Source organism: Bowmanella pacifica, from assembly GCF_014645355.1.
GTDB lineage: Bacteria > Pseudomonadota > Gammaproteobacteria > Enterobacterales > Alteromonadaceae > Bowmanella > Bowmanella pacifica.
Genome location: NZ_BMLS01000001.1, coordinates 1246984 through 1265079 on the forward strand (window position 1 = coordinate 1246984; position 18096 = coordinate 1265079).

Here is an 18096-nt window from a genome sequence, read left to right on the forward strand (position 1 = left end):
GCATGAAACTGAATGAAGCCCAGGATCAAGCGGTAAAATTTATCTCTGGCCCCTGTCTGGTATTAGCCGGGGCCGGAAGTGGTAAAACCCGGGTCATCACCAACAAAATCGCTTACCTGGTGCGAGAATGTGATGTGCCTGCCAGAGGGATCGCCGCAGTAACCTTTACCAACAAGGCAGCCCGTGAAATGAAAGAGCGGGTAGCGCAAACTTTGGGTAAGCAGGAAGCCAGGGGCTTGAAAGTGTCCACCTTCCACACCCTGGGGCTGAACATCATCAAGTCCGAAGTCAAAGCCCTGGGACTAAAAGCTGGATTTTCCTTGTTTGATGACAAAGACAGTCTGGCCTTACTTAAAGATCTGACTCAGGATGAGTGGGATGGAGATAAAGAACAGTTAGTCTTATTACAAAGCTGTATTTCCAATTGGAAAAATGACTTACTGCTTCCTGAGCAGTTGCAGCGCGCAGCCACCTCACCTGGCGAGAAAGAATTTGCCCAATATTATCTACGCTACCAACAGCATCTTAAAGCCTACAATGCGCTGGATTTTGACGATCTTATTTTGATGCCGACTCTGTTACTTAAACAGAATGAAAACGTGCGACAAAAGTGGCAGAACAAGATTCGCTACCTGTTAGTGGACGAATACCAGGACACCAACACCAGCCAGTATGAGCTGGTGAAACTGCTAGTAGGCGAGCGTGCCCGCTTTACCGTGGTCGGTGACGACGATCAGTCCATCTATTCCTGGCGCGGTGCCAAGCCGCAAAATCTGGTCTTACTGCAAACCGATTTCCCCAGACTGCGGGTAATCAAGCTGGAGCAAAACTACCGTTCATCCGGGCGCATCCTGCATAACGCCAATATTCTTATCCAGAACAATCCCCACGTTTTCGAGAAAAAGCTGTTCTCCGAGTTGGGTTATGGCGAGCCGCTGAAAATACTGCAAGCCAAGAACGAAGAGCACGAGGCCGAACGGGTCGTGGCTGAACTGATGGCGCATAAGTTTATGAACGGCACAGAGTTTAAAGACTATGCAATCTTGTATCGTGGTAACCACCAGTCTCGTCTCTTTGAAAAGACCCTGACCACCAACCGTATCCCCTATAAAATCAGTGGAGGCACATCCTTCTTCGCCAAGGCCGAAATTAAAGACATCATGGCGTATTTACGCCTATTGGTGAATCAGGATGACGATAACGCCTTGCTACGGGTCATCAACGTACCACCCAGAGGGATTGGCCGCGCCACCCTGGAAAAACTGGGAAACTTTGCCAACGAGCTGCACGAATCCCTGTTCAGTGCCGCTTGCCATGCCCAACTGCACAACGTGCTACCGGGTAAGGCACTGATAGCCGTGCAGAACTTCAGCCGCTGGTTGGTAGAGCTATCGGATCAAGCGACTCGAAGCGATGCAGGTCAAGCTATTCGTGACATGATCAAAAGCATGCACTATGAAGAATATCTGTATGAGTCCAGTGCCAGCCCCAAAGCGGCGGAATGGGCCATGGGCAATATTAGTACGTTGTTTGGTTGGGTCACTAATATGCTGGAAGGGAATGACCTTGATCCACCTATGACGCTGCAGGAAGTCGTTAACCGATTAATTCTCAGAGATATGATGGAGCGCGGTGAAGACAGCGAAGACGCTGATCAGGTACAACTGATGACACTACATGCTTCCAAGGGGCTGGAATTTCCCTATGTGTTTATGGTGGGTATGGAGGAAGGTCTGCTGCCTCACCAAAGCAGCATCGATGAGGATAATATCGAGGAAGAGCGCCGCTTGGCTTATGTGGGTATTACTCGCGCCCAACGGGAGCTGTTTTTCACCCTGGCCAAAGAGCGCCGTCAATATGGTGAAGTGATTAACCCCGAACCCAGTCGTTTTCTGTACGAGTTGCCACAGGATGATCTGATTTGGGAGCACAAAAAGCAAAAAGACAGTGCCGATGTGAGGCAGAAAAAGGGCGAAATTGGCATTGCCAATCTACGCAACTTACTTAAGCGTTGATGGCCTTAAATGGTAAGCTGGTCAATTGGTCCATGCGCTGCGAGCCCACCACAAAGCTGCCCTGACCATACTGACAGCCTATCTCGCGCAGTGCATCGTACTGCGCCTGATTTTCAATGCCTTCGGCTATCAGTTTAAAACCAAGATGCTCGGCAATGCTAATCACCGACTGGATCATCTTCAGATTTTTATCCGAACGGGGTAGTGACTTAACAAATCTGTGATCAATTTTGACGTAATCAAAAGGATAAGAATACAAGTAGGCCAACGATGCTAACCCGCTGCCAAAGTTATCTAATACCAGAGTGACACCGGCCTTCTTGAGCTTTTTCAATGCGGGCAAAATATGCGCGGAACGTTTATTCAAATCGTTTTCGTCAAATTCCAGTACCAACTGAGAAGGCGAAATACCCGCCGCTTCCACTTGCTCCAGCATTTGATTAACCAGCTTGGTTTGCAACAAGTGGTTAATGCTCAAATTCAAGGCAATATAGGCCGTGTGACCCACGCCGTTTTGCATCTGCTTTAAACAGCGGCAAGCCCGTTCCAACATGAAATTATCCATTTCAATGGTCAGACCGCTATGTTCTGCCACCTGCCAGAATTGCTCTCGCTTCACTTTGCCAAGGGTCGGGTGTTGCCAGCGAATATAGCATTCCAGATACACCCATTCCTGGTTATCCAGATTCACGGCAGGCTGACAATAACACTCAAACAAACCTTCTTTGAGCATATGGCGGAACTCACTTTCCAGCTCCAGCTCTTCCAGCAGGCGTTCGCGCATGCTGCTGTCAAAACTCATAAATCGACCACGTCCCAATGCCTTGGCCTGATACATTGCCGCATCGGCGTCCCGAATGACTTCCTCGGCTTTCTTGTACCACTTCTGAATAAAAGCAATGCCGATACTGGCGCCGGAATACATTTCCTTGTCATCCAAAACAAACGGCTTGGCCAGCAGTTCAATAATGCGGGCAGCAACCTCTTCGGCATCCTCTTCCTGCTCCAGGCTATCCAGCAGGATCACAAACTCGTCGCCGCCCAATCGCGCCAGCAAATCATGACCACGGATGCATTGTGCCAGGCGCTTGGATACCTCGATTAAGAACATATCGCCGGCATGGTGGCCAATGGTGTCGTTTATCAGCTTAAACCTGTCCAAATCAATAAACAGCACGGCAAAATTGTGTTCCGGATGGCGCTTTTTATTGGCCACAGCCAATTCCAACCTGTTGGTAAACATCACGCGGTTGGGTAAGTCGGTTAAAGCATCGTGGTGAGCGTCATGAATCAGCCTAAGCTCAATTTCTTTACGTTCTTCGATCTGCTTCTTTAAATGCTGATTGGTTTTATACAGCTCATCGGTACGCTCTCTTACCTTTTCTGCCAGTTGCTGATTGATGGCCTGCATCGCATCTGCCACTCGCTTGCGCTCCATGGCCACCGCAATATGGTGGGAAACAAATCTCAGCAATTCCAGATCTTTAAAGGTGTAGCCTTTACTTTTTTCGTAGGTTTGTACGGCGATGACGCCAGAGATTTCACCGTCTACCACCAGCGGAGAGCCAAGCCAGCTGGTTTCTCTGTCCAACATCCGCTCGCTAATATCTTTATCCAGTTGTCCTTGTTCAGACAACAGGATAGAACGCTCAGCATTAATCAGCTCCGCTTGGCCGGTGGTCAGCACAAACTCCGTCAAGCCTTTACCCAAAGGGCGGGGGGCAACCCCCTGATCCAATTCATCACTAAAATACGGAAAACTCAGCGTACTTTTGGCGCGATCCAAAATAGCAATGTAACAGTTTGGCGCACTCAGCAGTCTGGCCAGAATGTCATGCAAATTGGAATAAAAATCCTGCATATCGCCTTCAACATTGGCGGACAGTTCTGAAATTTCAAACAAGGCCTGTTGCAGAGACTCAATCTTTTGTCGTTCCTGAATTTCATCCTGCAACTCTTCGTTCATATGCCGCAACTGGCGAGTGCGCTCACGAATAGTTTTTTCGGTTAGTTCGCGGTTCTTCACCCTGTCCAGGGCATTAACAATATGCTGAGAAACGAAGGCCAGTAATTCTTTATCACGCTCTTGATAACGAATTGAGTCATCATAACTTTGTACCACCATGGCCCCTATGGTCTGTGAGCCACGACGCAGCGGTACACCAACCCAATCCACCGGCATAGTACCAATGCCCTGAATCCCGGTCGCTTGCATCTGTTCCTGCAGGTTTTCTTTGGTGAGGTACAGAGGATTGCCGGTTGTCAGTATGTAGCCGGTAAAGCCATGTTTTATCTCTGAAAAAGGCACTTCCCGTTCAAGAGATTCATCAAACTCATCCACCACATAGACAAACTCAACCATATCTGATGAAGAATGATGCAAAGCAACAAAGAAATTCGCCGCATCCATCATGCCGCTGATAATGTTATGGATGGCAGGATAAAGACGGGATAGTTCGCTAACTGAATTGGCAAGCTCAGAAATATCAAACAGGGCCTTTTGCAAAGCTTCTGCCTGTTTATATTTTTCAGTTAATTGCTGAAGTTCAGGCACCAGAGCGCGTAGCTCTTCAATGCTCATTAATTCAGCGAGTTTTTCAGGTGCCATGTTGCCTTTGTTATGCGAATTGCTTGTAAGTTTTATAGTTAATCGGTCGCTAACCGAGCAAAAATAACGCAATTCAAACAAAAAGACCACCAAAATGGTGGTCTTAGTATTTGGCAACGAGGCCGTCGATAGGGCTTTTACAGGCCTTCGATCATATGTTCAATAGCTGCCTTGATCTCGTCGTCGGAACAATTTCCACAGGTACCACGGGGAGGCATAGCGTTAAAGCCTTCGATAGCATGCTTTAACATGGTGTCCATACCCTGAGCAATTCGGTCACCCCAAGCAGCGGCATCACCAGTCTTAGGAGCACCCATTACGCCCGTACCGTGGCAAGCAAAGCAGGAAGCTTTGAATACATCAGCGCCAGAACGAGGGCCAGAAGCGCCGGCAGTTTGCGCTTGAGCGCCTGCTACATGAATTTGTCCAACAGGTTTGATGCGATCCTTGATAGCATCACGAGACATGTCATCAGCCTGGCCGGCAAACACGCCCAGCAGACCCACACTCAATACCAGCAAAGCTTTATATTTCACAACCTACTCCCGCACCAATCTGATCTTTAGAATTCGTTTGTCACGACTTTGGGCACAGATTATAACGGTTAATCAGTGCCCGACAACCATTTATCCACTATTAGTGGGGTCTTTGTGGTCATTTATTTGGCAGCCAGGCGGACAACCCCCCGGATCACAGAGAGCACATACCAACCGTACCGGCAGGATTGATTTCACACCACTATTAAGGCATAGTACGCGGCCTCCAGACATCCCGTCTTGCTCTCGTGGTGAAATGGATATCACGTGGCCCTCCGGAGGCCAAGTTATAGGTTCGATCCCTATCGAGAGCGCCATATTCTCTGCAAACTTTCGTATTACATGCCACATTAAACATGTGGATGCCATAGCGCAGCGAACGCGCCAAAAGGCATAGGATAATGAATAACCCAAGTGCCAGTCTCGGGATGCCCAAAGCCGGTATGCATGGCTTTTATCTTATGCAGTGCAAACCTTACAGAACAACTTGTAATAATTACCCACCCGCTCTCTATTCATTCCAAACACAGTACCGCCACTCAAGAAAATCTCATTAATAAACAAATGGTTATGCAACAACCAAAAGCGGCATAGATGTCGCATCAGATAACTTACCAAGCCACTTGCCCCGGCCAAATTGCAAACCGGGTCACCATTTCATAAAGGAGGAAATATGTTGGGTTGGGCCTTTACATTTTTTGTTATTGCTTTAGTGGCCGCGTTGTTGGGGTTTACCGGGATCGCTGGTGCCGCTACCGGTATCGCAAAAATTATTTTCTTTGCCTTTGTCGTACTGCTGGTGATTTCACTGATAGCAGGCGCACTAAGAGGCAGAGCGCCACGCATTTAATATCAAGATTCGCAAGGAGACGAAAATGAAATATATAAAATCTGTATTTACCAGCTTGTTTTTGCTGATGGGTGTTTTCACGCTGGCGGCCTGTGAGCCAGGCCCAGCCGAACGTACTGGTGAAAAAATCGATGAGACTATTGAAGATGTTGGCAACAAGTTAGAAGACACTTGTGAAGAAGCCAAAGAAAAAGCGGGTATGAAAGACGATGACTGTTAGCAGTCAGGGGTTATCCGGCCGGAGCTTGGCTCCGGCCGCCGTTATTTTTCCCTGCTAACTACGCAGGAAAACCACACAACTTAGTCGCTTCAGCATTATTTTGGCGACGCCGTTTCAGTTGCCAGACTTTGTTTATTTCCCTGCGCCATTTTAGCAACCATACGCAGTGGCTGCTCTGTCACATGCAAGGCCAACTCCTCAGACGGAGGCAACATAAGTTGCCTGGGCTTAGGTGGCTGACTAACCAGCGCGCCCAGATAGTCAGCGGTGATAGCAATGCCATCAATATTGGCCGTTACCTGGCCTGGCAACACCAACCTGTAATTGGCCGCGTCCGCCCCTACCAGTTGGCCATTCACCAACACCACTTTATCCTTGCCTACCACGGCATCTGTGAAATTACCGCTCACCCTAAGTGTCACATCATCACCCGCCAGCACGCCGTCCAGCCCACCATAAGTCGTAGCCAATACCGTGCCGTCATACAGCTTGTCATCGGCGGTCACCCAGCCCTGAATCTCCCGCTGCTCAATAGTCCCCGCGGCATCGGCCAGAGTGAGTCGATAGTTGGCGCCGCCGTTGCCATCCTCAATGTGATAGCCATCCTGTACCGCCAGCCTTTGTTCACCCGCCGAATCACCGGCAAATAACTGCGACAACCCGCTAATGCTGTCTCCTTGCATTAAGCCGGAAACCTCCACCACGCCTTGTGAGTCGGTGTTGCCGTCGTAGATTTTGGTATCCGACGTCGCGGACAGGAGCAGACTGGCCTGCTCTATGGTTAGCAGACCGTCAATAAAGGTCAGGTCATAGTTATCCGCACTGCCGCTTAAACTATGGGTATAGGTTCCAGCATTGCGACCACTGCCGCCGCTGCTGCCGATATCCAGCACCGAGGCATCCTCACCGGCCACCAGGCCGCTCACGCTAAAACCATCAATACTTTGCAGCTGACCGTTATAGGTAACGCTGCCGCTATTGGCAGTCACCGTAGCCTGGGCTTTATTGATGGTTAAGCTGCCGTCAATAAAGGTCAGGTCGTAGTTGGCACTGCTGCCGCCACTTAGGCTATGAGTATAAGTGCCGGCATTCAGCCCGCTGCCGCCGCTGCTGCTGATAGTGCCGAGCACCGAGGCATCCTCACCGCCCACCAGGCCGCTCACGCTAAAGCCATCAATACTTTGCATCTGACCGTTATAGGTAACACTGCCGCTATTAGCGGTCACCGTGGCCAGAGCTTTATTGATGGTCAGTGTACCGTTATGAGTCATCAGATCATAACCTTGCTGAGTGGAGTACATACCCTGCAAGCCCAATTGATAGGTGCCTGCATTAGTACCACCACCAGCCACTTCACCCAACACCAGGTTGGCATCGTAGGGGCCGCTGGCAGTCCAGCCCCCAGCGCCGGTCTGATACTGGCCGTTATAAGTCACTGTGGTATTGCCCGCCGTCAGGGTTAGCGGGGTTAGAAAATTACGTAATAGCGGCGTGCTATGCCCTGCATAAATACGCCAGATACTGCCGCTGCCGCCCTCAGCATCGATATTGGCACCCCAATCAGCAAAGGTGCTGAGCTGGGTAAGTTCTGCCCAGGTTTTAGGCGTACCATCAATTCCTGTCGACGTAAGCGGGTTACCGGCGCTATCTGTAGATGCATAGAAGCTATTAGATACGAAGCCAAAGTCATAGAACCCTATCAGATTAGTCTGATTGCCATTTACAATGACCGTTGTATAGCTATGGCTGATACTTCCACCATTTAATTGGCCTACAAGCCCTCCGGACATCCCCCCCGAGACAGTGCCCGATGCATAGCTATGGTGAATATCCCCTTCAATTATCCCAACCAGCCCTCCACCTATAGAAGAGGTGACATCAATATTGGCATAGCTTTGCACCAACTCGCCACCAAGCAAGCCGACAATGCCACCGCCCATGTTACCGGCCGTAACTTTGCCCGTTACATAGACAGTACTGATATTTCCATAGGTCCGCCCCGCAATCCCGCCAACAAGTGAGGCTCCCGCAATATCCACATTAGTCAGGCCAATATTACGGATGGTGCTGCCATTGCTGTTATAGCTGAACAGGCCAACGTTATTAGTGCTGCCACGGTTGATGGTCAGGCCATCAATCGCATAACCCATGCCATCCAGGCTACCGGTAAAGCGGTTGGCAGAGCTACCAATAGGGATAAAACCCGCCCCGCTATGCCAGCCGGCGGTGGCACTGGCATCTATGGCATTACCCAACAGGTAATAGCCTGACAGGTTTTGCTGTATGGCCTGCAACTGGTTAACATCTTGAATCACCTGATACAGCACCGGGCGGTTAGTAGCGCTGATCGTGCCACTTGGCAGGTCATTTTTATTAAATACCTGGTTATCAGCCAGGCCAAGCAGGTAGGGGGTGCTCTGATTATCGGCGTTACCCCAGATACCGCTAAAATCAAAACCCGCGAGGTTACTGGCATTAAACATCTGTTCGGTGGTCAGCGCTGCGGCGCCCGCAGTGCTGCCATTCCCCACACCAACAGACTGACCGCTGGTTTCGCTATTCCAGTAGCTGTCGGTAATAACAGAAGCATGCTGCCCAACCAAACCACCTAAATCTGTGCCAAAACTACTAACCTGTCCACTGGCATAGCTTTGCGTGATACTGGCCAAACTGGATCCCACTAACCCCCCGACATCATTGCCGCCATGCACGTTGCCCGTGGCATAGCTTTGTGAAATGTTGCCTGCGCTGCTGCCAGCCAGCCCCCCGGCGCGGTTACCACCGCTCACATTACCCGAAGCAAAACTCTGGCTGATATTGACATTACTATAACCAACCAAACCGCCGCCATCATCCAACCCTGGATTATTCACGTTACCGGTCGCGTAGCTTTGGCTAATCAACCCACTATGCGCCGCTCCCACCAAGCCACCTGTATATGAACGCCCCTCAACATGTCCCGTGGCATAGCTTAAGGTAATGGCGCCGCGACTTTCCCCCACCAGGCCGCCAGTCTTGCTCTCACCTCTGACATTGCCAGAGGCGTGGCTACTGCTGATATCTCCCGTTATGCTACCTGCCAGTCCCCCCACGTTGTTCGCTCCGCTAGTCATAACATCACCTGTGGCATAACTGCTGACAATATTTCCGGTTATACTGCCTACCAGCCCGCCTACATCAGAATAGTCGCCACTAACGCTAGCAGTGGAGAAGCTGTGGTTAATCTGGCCCGTCATCGTGCCAACCAGACCACCGGTCACATTATATGAGTCCAGGGTACCGGCCATCGAACTATGGCTAATCTGGCCGGCAAAGATGCCTGCCAGCCCGCCACCATAACCACTGGTAACAACCACATCCCCCTGCACTGAGCTATTGGTAATCCTGGCATTATTGACAGCTTGCCCGACCAAAGAGCCAACATTCACCCTCCCTTTAACAAAGCTATTGGTCATATGCAGATTGCTGATTGCACTACCAGATATCGCCCCAAATAAGCCAACGTAGTTAGTGCTGCCACGGTTGATGGTCAGGCCATCAATCGCATAACCCATGCCATCCAGGCTACCGGTAAACTTGGTCGTCCAACTACCAATGGGCATAAAACCCGCGCCGCCAGCCCAGTTCACCGTACTGCTGGCATCAATAGCGTTAGCCAGGGCAAAGTGCTGACCAAGCAGTGATTGAGAGGCCATCCCCTGCACACCAAAAATATCCGTCAGTAAATACGGCGTTGCCTGACTACCGTCACCACCTAAGGCACGTAAAAAGCTGGCACTACTGGTATTCAGGTAAAAAACATCCGCTTCAAAGCCCGGCAAACTGGCCGCCACTTGGCTAAAGGCACCGTTTAACAAGGCGAAGTTGCCCACATTAATGGCACCTGCGGCGCTGATTTGATTCTGCGCATCCAGGCGCAGCCCGCCATTGCTGGCACTGATGGCCTGATTAATATGAATATTGTTATGCGCCCGCAGCTCCAGGTCCGTCGCTGCCGTCCAATTGAGCGCCGCATTGACATAAATATCCCCGGCCTCACCACCCGTCGCGACGGTTTGCAGCGTTACATTGGTGCTGCCCAGGTTGCTCATCAGGGTATCGGCACCGATGCCGCTGGCGGTCTGGGTGGCGCCGCCCGGGGTAATGTAAAAATCAGTGGGGTCAATCAGCCATTCACCTGCGCTGCCATTAGGCGCCAGGGTCTTCACCTGTGTGCCCTCGGCAATTTGTACATAGGCACCGGAGGTATCAATAAAGCCACCATCTCCTTGCGCCGGTGCGGAGGCATCAAGGGTACCGGCCACTTTGACCGTTCCACCGTTAAACCCGCCTTTCAGCACTATCTTGCCACTGTGGTTTTCCAGGCTGTGGGCTTCTATCACGCCGGTGTTATTCACCACGGTTTGCAGCAGCGCCTGGCTGGCATGGGCGGTCATCAGTACCTGCCCGCCGTGGGCACGGATTAACTGGTGGTTTTCAACCAGGGCATCCACTGTGCTTTCATCGACACTGACGCTCAGCAAGCCATCACCAGCAAAGTCCAGGGTAATCTGCTCACCGGCCGCCAATGCCACATTGCCCTGATTGGCCTGAATCAGCCCTTCATTGCTGACATAGCCGCCCAATAGCGCTACCGTGCCGTTATCGGCCTGAAGACTGCCGCGATTGATTAGCGCCGCCGGGCGCTCTCCCTCAGCCCCAAAGCGATATTGGCCGCCAAGAAAATCAGCATCGCTAAGGCTTAAGGTGGAGGCTACCAAAGCGCCCACATTAACCGACGCGCCCTCGCCAAACAGTATGCCGTTGGGGTTAACCAAAAAGACCTGGCCGTTGGCCGTGAGCTGGCCGTAAATATGCGATGGGTCGTGGCCAATCACCCGATTTAAGGCCACCGCCTGGCTTCCCGGCTGAATAAAGTTCACGCTGTGGTCCTGGCCAATGGAAAACTGCTGCCAGTGGGTAATCAACTTGTCGCTTTGCTGATGTATGGTCAGGGTATTGCCCTGGTAGTGCAGGGCGCCATCACCGGCCACCACTTGCCCGCCGCTGGGTAAGTCAGAGGCCTGCACGCAGGTTACCGTTAGCGCGGCGGCCACTGCCATCGCCGAACGGGAAAGCAAGAATCTGGGATGGTTGTTCATCAGGTACCTCTGTTATCTATGCAACCTAAACACACGGCCAGGCAATTAAAAACGCCGCTGAACTAAGCCCCAGACATACATATCCTGGGGATCATCATCACTAACCGGCATTTCATCACCCAGCGCCCGGGCCAGGTTTATGGATACCTGCCAGTCTGCGCTGGGTTGCCAATAAGCCCCCACACCCGCGGCTTTGAGGCTGCGCTGATTACCCAGCCCAGGAACAGGGTCTTTGTTGTAGCGGATGCCACCGGCATCCACAAAGGCCGCCAGTTGCCAGTCAGGATTAAGGCGGTAACGCAGCTCTGCGCTGGCCAACCAGCCCTCATCACCGGCAGCCTCGCCTTGGGGAAAGGCACGCACGCCGTAAGCACCGCCCAGACTAAGCTTTTCACTGGCATCGAGATTCTTGTCGGCAAGTTGGCCGCGTAGATTCAGTTGCAGACTTAAACGTCGGCTAAGGGCTTGTTGGCGCAGCAGCACCAACGCAACTTTGTTGTAGCTACCGGCGGTGTTTAGCAGATCGGCGGCCTGGGCATAGGGGCTTAATAGCGTCAGTTGACCATGGCTGAGACTCAACCGGTAACTGTTGGCACTGTCACCCCACCAGCTGTCGCGCCAATAGCCACTGAGTATGTCGAAAACCAGGCTGTTCAGACGCTTTTCGCTAACCAGACCCATCTGCTCATCGGTCAGCTCGCGGTAGCGCCATTCCAACCAGCTGCTCAGACCCCAACTGCGTTGCTGCCACCAACTGTGGCTGACAAAGGCGCTGGCACTGGTGGCCCGGCCTTGGCTGTCCAAGGCTTTGAAGGCTTTGCCCAGACGGTACTGCAACCAGGAAAACTGGGCGCCGACACGGGTATTCCAGGGCCCTACCGGCAGCTCATAGCCACTGCTAACAAACAACTGACCTTCATCGCTGACCAGCGCCTGAAATTGTATGGCATCGGCACCGCCGAACGGGTTAGCCATCAACAGGCCGAGATTTAGTCGGTGTGCGCCGTTGTAGGTATTGCCATAGTTGTCCAGGGACATAGTGCCTTGCAGCCAGGGGGCTTCTTGCACAAACAAATCCAGATAGCTGGTACCCAGCTCATCACCGGCCGACAACCTTGAACCCACCTGGGTACCGGGCAGGGCATCGATATTCATTAGCGCGTTCTCTAACGGCCCAACGCGGATGCCGTCCCCCTCTTCCAGGCCGCGCATGGCACGGCGGATAACCTGCTCATCCGCGCTGCTGTCATTATGTAAGCGCACTTTGTCAAAACGCCCTTCCAATACCTGGATCAGCAGGGTTTCGTCGCTGATCTCCTGCGCTGGCAACAAGGCCCTGGCCAACAGCCAGCCTTGTTCGCGGTAAAACAAACTGATGCGTTCAGCCGCCGCATATAGCTGCGTCAGGGTAAGAGGCTGGCCGAGCAAATCCTGCAACTGTGCAGATAGCTGTTCCTGGCTGAATGCCGAGTTGCCGGTAAATTTAAAGGCCTTGAGGGTCACGCTCAGCTGGCCATCGTCCTGCACTGGTGTATTGGCCAGTGTAATACTCGACAAAGCCTGAGGCGGTTCGGGTGGCGCTTGCACCCGCAGAGGTTGCAGATCTCGCAGGGCACTGCCAGCGCTATTGGCCTGGTCGGCAACAGCCTGACCTTGTACTGCCATACAAGCTAACAACAGCATTGCCCGACGATTTAAAACTACAAGCCGCTTGGACATATTTCTCACCCGATTGTGCTATACACCTTTTCTCGGGCGGAACGTTATCAGGCTAGATGATTGACGGCCTCCACTGAGCGCCACACCACAAACACAAAATCAGCAGCAACTGGGTCTTCAAGAAGTGCATTCCACTACCGCCAGCTCACGCACTTGGGTTGGCGTAAGCGCAAAATGCCGTTTAAAGGCGCGGTAAAACCAGGATAAATTGTTAAAGCCGGCATCGTAGGCAATATCCGCCACCGAGCGGTTCAGGTGAACAGGGTTACGTAGCCGGTCAAACACCCGCTGTAGTCTCAGCCCCAGCAGGTAGTCGGTAAAGCTACCGCCTTCCCGTTCAAACATAGCGCGTACATAACCCGGAGAAATACCATGCCGTTTGGCCACCCAACTTAGCGACAGATCACCTCGCCAGGCATGGGCCATCAAATCTGCTTTCACAGCCTTCATACGCGCTTCGCGCAAACCGCGCTGACGGGCCAACATTTCCCTGTCTCTGTTAGTGCCCACCGCCAGGGTCGCCAAATCCAGCAGGCGGTTGGCGTCTTCCATTATGCTGTTATCGGAATGTTCATCGCCTTGGGTGAGTGCCACAGCGCATTGCACCAGGTGGTTAAAAGGTTCCTGCGACAGCAGCGGTGATCGACTGGTGCGTTCAATTTCAGCCACCAGCGGCCCTAACAGAGCGCGTGAAAAGCTGATATTCAGAATATGGGTTCTGGTTCCGTTAAATCTGATTTCACCTGGCCTGTCATTAAAACCAAAGCAGCCAGAGCCTGGGGCACATTCAACTTCACCCAGCCCTTCCATGGTGGTGCTCCAGTTGTGCTTGCCAGCTGGATTAAGCAACAGCGAAAAGTCATCGTTACCATCCTGCAACTGTCTGGATTGCCTGCGCACCACCAGCGGCGAACATTCAACTAGGGCAATTGATATGCCAGGCAACAAACGAATTCGGGTCTCAATATGTGGCACTTGGCCACGGGGAATGGTGGCATCAATATTGGCGATGGCGGCATAGATATCCTGCGAGACCTCAAGCCTCTCAGCCAGCGGATAATCTTGGGTTGAAAACTTGATAAAGGCCATCGCTTACTCCCACAGCCGGGTAACACCAAGCTCTGTTTGGCACCTTTCGCAGATTTAACAATTTTGAAACACCACTATGATCACCTAACCCCCATCCAGATTCAAGCAAACTTTGACATAAAGTTCTGATAAAATAACAGCTTAGCAAGCCCTGCTAAAAACTCAGAGAAAGGCCAGTCAACAGTGCGAGGTTATACTCCGACACCGGCTTTGCCGCCACCAGCCAGCGCCATCTGGTATCGGTAGCCAGGGCGTTAAAGGGATAGCAGGTTGATAGATATAAACCCGGGCGCGTCATAAAGCCGCTATCGTCCTGATCAACCACTTGGATATCCGAAACCTGGAAGTGCCGCCAGAGGCCATCCTGGGTTTGCATGGCAAAGCGCTCACCCACCTGTACATGCTGTAAAAAGGCAAAATGGGTGTCGTTATGTCCGGCAATCAGCACACTTTGCTCCCGACTGTTATTCAGCGCACCAGACGCCAGTAAGTGACCAGGACCAAAGGCCAGATTGCGCCCCGAGGCCCCAGACAGCACGGTAAGCTTTTGCTGGTGCGCGGGAAATTTTAGTTGTGCCACCACATGGGTATCAGCATAGAACCAGGGGCGCACCTGCCTCTGCGGTTCAGCCAGAGCCTGTTGCCAAGCGTCTTCGATTAAATGATTGGCCAGCCTTGCCTTGGCCTGCACATAGCCACCTGAGGCCATCAGTGCCAGGCCCAACGCCAACAAGGCATAGCAAAACAGCGCACGGCCACTGCTTAGCGGATCCATCGCAAACCTCCAACCCCACATACCAGCAATATCAGTCCAAACAGCAGATCCAAATGGCTGGCACCGCCGGTTTGCGGCAGGCTTAACGGGCCGCTGTCTGGCAAGGCATTGGCTACTTGTGCATCACGGGCGGCAGGCGTGACCCCAGGGGTGTCATCCACCGCCACAAAGGCCGTAAAGGGGCTGAGCAGTTGAAAGGCCAAGGCCAGTTCCTGCACTTGTTGTTTAACCTGTTCCTGTGGATGGTACAGCAGCAGGGACTTGATTTGCTGACGCGCCCACAACCTGGCAATACTGTCGCCCTGATTATGCTCGGTGGACGTCAGATTAACCTGCAGTGGCCCGAGTGAGGTTTGGCCTTGTACGCTGACAGGGGCATCGGTCGAAGGCAGTTTTACAGCCACCATTAGGGGCTGACCAAAATACAAATCCGGCAAGGGGTTGGGCCAAAATGCCAGTGCCTGGCCGGCACTACTGAGTGACAGGTCGGCAATCGCCGGATGCTGCAATGCGTCAAACAAGTGTTGCATCTTGTCTTGCACTTCATGGTTGTTGCCAATAAAAGTGTAGGCGCCGCGCCCGGTATCGGCGGCACGAGTCATGAACAGGCTGTTGGGCGCGCTACCAATGCCGACAGTAAATAAGCGGCTGTCACCCAACTGTGCCTTAATCTGGGCAAACAGGGCCGCTTCATTGCTGACACTACCATCGGTTAAGAACACCACTTGGCGCACTCTGTCCGAATGCTGCTGACCGTCCAGCACGGCATCCAGCGCCTGAGCTATTTCTGTGCCACCATCGGCCTCCAGGCTGTGTACAAAACCGCGAGCCAAGGCCAGATTGGCAGGATTCACCGCCAGGCTTTGTAAACTCAGAAAATTAAGTCGGTTGTCAAAACCGATAATGTTAAAGCTGTCCTGCTTAGCCAGCAGCGTCAGGCCATGCAAGAGCGCCCGCTTTGCCTGATCCATCGACTTGCCATGCATAGAGCCGGAGGTATCAATCACAAACACCGTCTCGCGCGGCAAACTGGCCGTGGCGGTAAAACTGTCGGCCGGCGGTACCAGCATCACCAGGCCATAGTTCTCACCCTGACTGGTTTGCTGTGTTATCAGTGCCGCCTGCGCTTCACTGCTTAGTCTGGGGCGAAAGCTCAGCACGATGTCCTTATTAAGCATCCTATCGTTAAGCGCCAACTGATAATGGCCCAAAGCGGGATTATCCAGGCTGAACTCATACTCACCGGCACTGACCTCGGCCAGCTCCATGCCCAGTTGCATATCCAGAGTCAGATTCAGCTTGGCGTCGTCTACCGCTTGCCTGGCAACCACAGGGCTGAATAAGGGCGCCAGCCAGCCACTTGGCTGTTGCTGCTCTGAAGTGTGGCTTTGTTCCTGCGCTAATTGCATCACCATAGGGTGATAACGGGGCGTGATAGTGGTAGGAAAACGAATGGAAAACACCCCATCGGCGTAGTTCAGGGTTTCCTGATAACTGAGCTCAACAGAGACCATCTGACCGGGTTCAATATTGGCCACATCGGTCACAAACATATTGGCTCGTTGCTGACGCACCAGGGCGGCTTTTTTCCCCTCGGCCTTGGCTTGCTGGTAGGTACGCTCGGCCTCAGCTTTTTTGTCGATAACACCGCGGATGCGCCGCTCTCCCAGCTTAAGTGTCATGGCATACACTGCGCTTTCATCCGGCAACGGAAATACATAACGGCCATTGACCGCAAACGGGTTGTCGTTACGAAAGTGCTGCACCACCTTGACCTGATTTATCAAGCCAACCGCCTGCATCTTCACTTCCGTATTCAGCATCAAACCCGGCGCCACCGCCAGCCCTTGTTGATTGTATAGTTCCAGCTTGGCCGTTTGTGCCCAGGTTGCCGTTGCGCCAAAGCAACTTGCCAGCACTAAGATGCTGCGTAGTAAAACCCCCATTTGCTTTCTCCATTTCGATTGCCATTAATACTCAAATTTCAGCAAAGGCTTATGGCGAAAATGGCGGACAATAGGGGCAATCCGCTGAACAATAGTGGCAAAATTGTGGCAAGGACGTAAACCGCGGCCAGACGGATCGGATGACAGCGATTCCAGCGCAGTGAGGTTTGCCTCGGGCTGCAGAATGGCGGAAAATAACCTGCCATTCTCCCAGCCAAGATACCCGATGACTGACCGTTCCGCACAAACCGGTGTGCTGCTAGCTATTGCTGCTTACACCATGTGGGGCATAGCCCCCATGTACTTCAAGCTGCTGCTTGACGTACCGGCCACCGATATATTGCTGCACCGTATTGTTTGGTCCATGTTGATCCTGCTGGTGTTGGTATTGGCATTAGGGCAATTACCTAAAGTACGGCAGGCCATGGGCAACCCCAAGGTGATGAAAATTCTGCTGATATCGGGGTTGTTGCTGGGTGGTAACTGGCTGCTGTTTATCTGGGCGATTAATAACGACCATCTGCTGGATGCCAGCCTGGGGTATTACATTAACCCGCTGTTAAATGTGGCACTGGGGCGAATTTTTCTCGGTGAACGGCTACGTAAATTGCAAAAGTACGCGGTGGCGCTGGCATTATCCGGCGTGGTGATTCTGGTGGTGTCTTTTGGTCAGGTACCCTGGATAGCCCTGGCACTGGCGGGCAGCTTTGGTATTTATGGACTGCTACGCAAACAGGTGGCGGTAGACTCGCTGCCCGGCCTGATGCTGGAAACCCTGCTGATGATGCCCTTTGCTATCGCTTATTGGATTTGGTTAGCCAGCCCGGCCAGTAATATGTTCGCCAACAGCTGGGATCTGAACAGCATACTGATCTGTGCCGGTATCGTCACCACCGCGCCGCTGCTGTGTTTTACCGCCGCAGCCAGACGTATTATGTACTCCACCTTGGGCTTTTTTCAGTACATTGGGCCAAGCATTATGTTTGTGCTGGCGGTGTTTTTGTATAACGAACCCTTGCACCAGGAAAGGCTGATCACCTTTGCCCTGGTCTGGGCCGGCCTGGCATTATTCAGCTTTGATTCTTACCGGCACTTTCGCAATAACCGTAAAGCCATGAAGCAAAAGCTGGTAAGCCAGGAATAAGCCAATTTGGCAATACGCCGGTGTTAAGCCAGGAATAAGCCAATTTGGCAATA

11 protein-coding genes and 1 tRNA gene are annotated in these 18096 nt (G+C 52.3%); 5 read left to right on the forward strand and 7 right to left on the reverse strand.

The window, feature by feature from the left end; all coding sequences use genetic code 11:
* The first annotated feature begins 2 nt into the window (after positions 1 to 2).
* Positions 3 to 2015, forward strand: a complete 2013-nt coding sequence (gene rep, locus IEX02_RS05190) for a DNA helicase Rep (protein WP_188691185.1) — start codon at positions 3 to 5, stop codon at positions 2013 to 2015.
* Here the strand turns inward: rep and IEX02_RS05195 are convergent.
* On the reverse strand, positions 2005 to 4623 hold the full coding sequence (locus IEX02_RS05195) for a bifunctional diguanylate cyclase/phosphodiesterase (RefSeq protein WP_188691188.1): 2619 nt from the start codon (positions 4621 to 4623) through the stop codon (positions 2005 to 2007). The genes rep and IEX02_RS05195 overlap by 11 nt on opposite strands.
* 137 nt (positions 4624 to 4760) lie before the next feature.
* On the reverse strand, positions 4761 to 5159 hold the full coding sequence (locus IEX02_RS05200) for a c-type cytochrome (protein ID WP_229702061.1): 399 nt from the start codon (positions 5157 to 5159) through the stop codon (positions 4761 to 4763).
* Positions 5160 to 5401: 242 nt separating this feature from the next.
* Here IEX02_RS05200 and IEX02_RS05205 point away from each other — a divergent pair.
* The 3 genes from IEX02_RS05205 to IEX02_RS05215 all read left to right on the forward strand — a co-directional run bounded on the left by IEX02_RS05205 (position 5402) and on the right by IEX02_RS05215 (position 6229).
* Positions 5402 to 5476 (forward strand) — tRNA-Arg (locus IEX02_RS05205).
* A 356-nt stretch (positions 5477 to 5832) separates the two neighbouring features.
* Entirely contained in the window at positions 5833 to 6009 is a 177-nt protein-coding gene (locus IEX02_RS05210) for a DUF1328 domain-containing protein (protein ID WP_188691192.1), read from the forward strand.
* Between the two features lie 25 nt (positions 6010 to 6034).
* Positions 6035 to 6229, forward strand: a complete 195-nt coding sequence (locus IEX02_RS05215) for a hypothetical protein (RefSeq protein WP_188691194.1) — start codon at positions 6035 to 6037, stop codon at positions 6227 to 6229.
* 95 nt (positions 6230 to 6324) lie between these two features.
* Here the strand turns inward: IEX02_RS05215 and IEX02_RS05220 are convergent, their stop codons facing one another.
* The 5 genes from IEX02_RS05220 to IEX02_RS05240 form a co-directional block, all read right to left on the reverse strand.
* Positions 6325 to 11370 (reverse strand): two-partner secretion domain-containing protein, encoded by a 5046-nt coding sequence (locus IEX02_RS05220; protein WP_188691196.1) that lies wholly within the window; start codon positions 11368 to 11370, stop codon positions 6325 to 6327.
* A 45-nt stretch (positions 11371 to 11415) separates the two neighbouring features.
* The gene (locus IEX02_RS05225; RefSeq protein WP_188691198.1) at positions 11416 to 13089 is read right to left on the reverse strand and encodes a ShlB/FhaC/HecB family hemolysin secretion/activation protein; all 1674 of its coding nucleotides are present in this window, start codon (positions 13087 to 13089) and stop codon (positions 11416 to 11418) included.
* Between the two features lie 117 nt (positions 13090 to 13206).
* On the reverse strand, positions 13207 to 14178 hold the full coding sequence (locus IEX02_RS05230) for a helix-turn-helix transcriptional regulator (protein ID WP_188691199.1): 972 nt from the start codon (positions 14176 to 14178) through the stop codon (positions 13207 to 13209).
* Between the two features lie 154 nt (positions 14179 to 14332).
* Entirely contained in the window at positions 14333 to 14953 is a 621-nt protein-coding gene (locus IEX02_RS05235) for a class GN sortase (RefSeq protein WP_188691201.1), read from the reverse strand.
* Complete coding sequence (locus IEX02_RS05240) at positions 14941 to 16899, reverse strand: marine proteobacterial sortase target protein (RefSeq protein ID WP_188691203.1); 1959 nt, start codon at positions 16897 to 16899, stop codon at positions 14941 to 14943. The genes IEX02_RS05235 and IEX02_RS05240 overlap by 13 nt, the downstream gene beginning before the upstream one ends.
* A gap of 226 nt (positions 16900 to 17125) precedes the next feature.
* Between IEX02_RS05240 and rarD the strand changes: the two genes are divergently transcribed.
* Complete coding sequence (rarD, locus tag IEX02_RS05245; protein ID WP_188691206.1) at positions 17126 to 18043, forward strand: EamA family transporter RarD; 918 nt, start codon at positions 17126 to 17128, stop codon at positions 18041 to 18043.
* Positions 18044 to 18096: the final 53 nt, after the last annotated feature.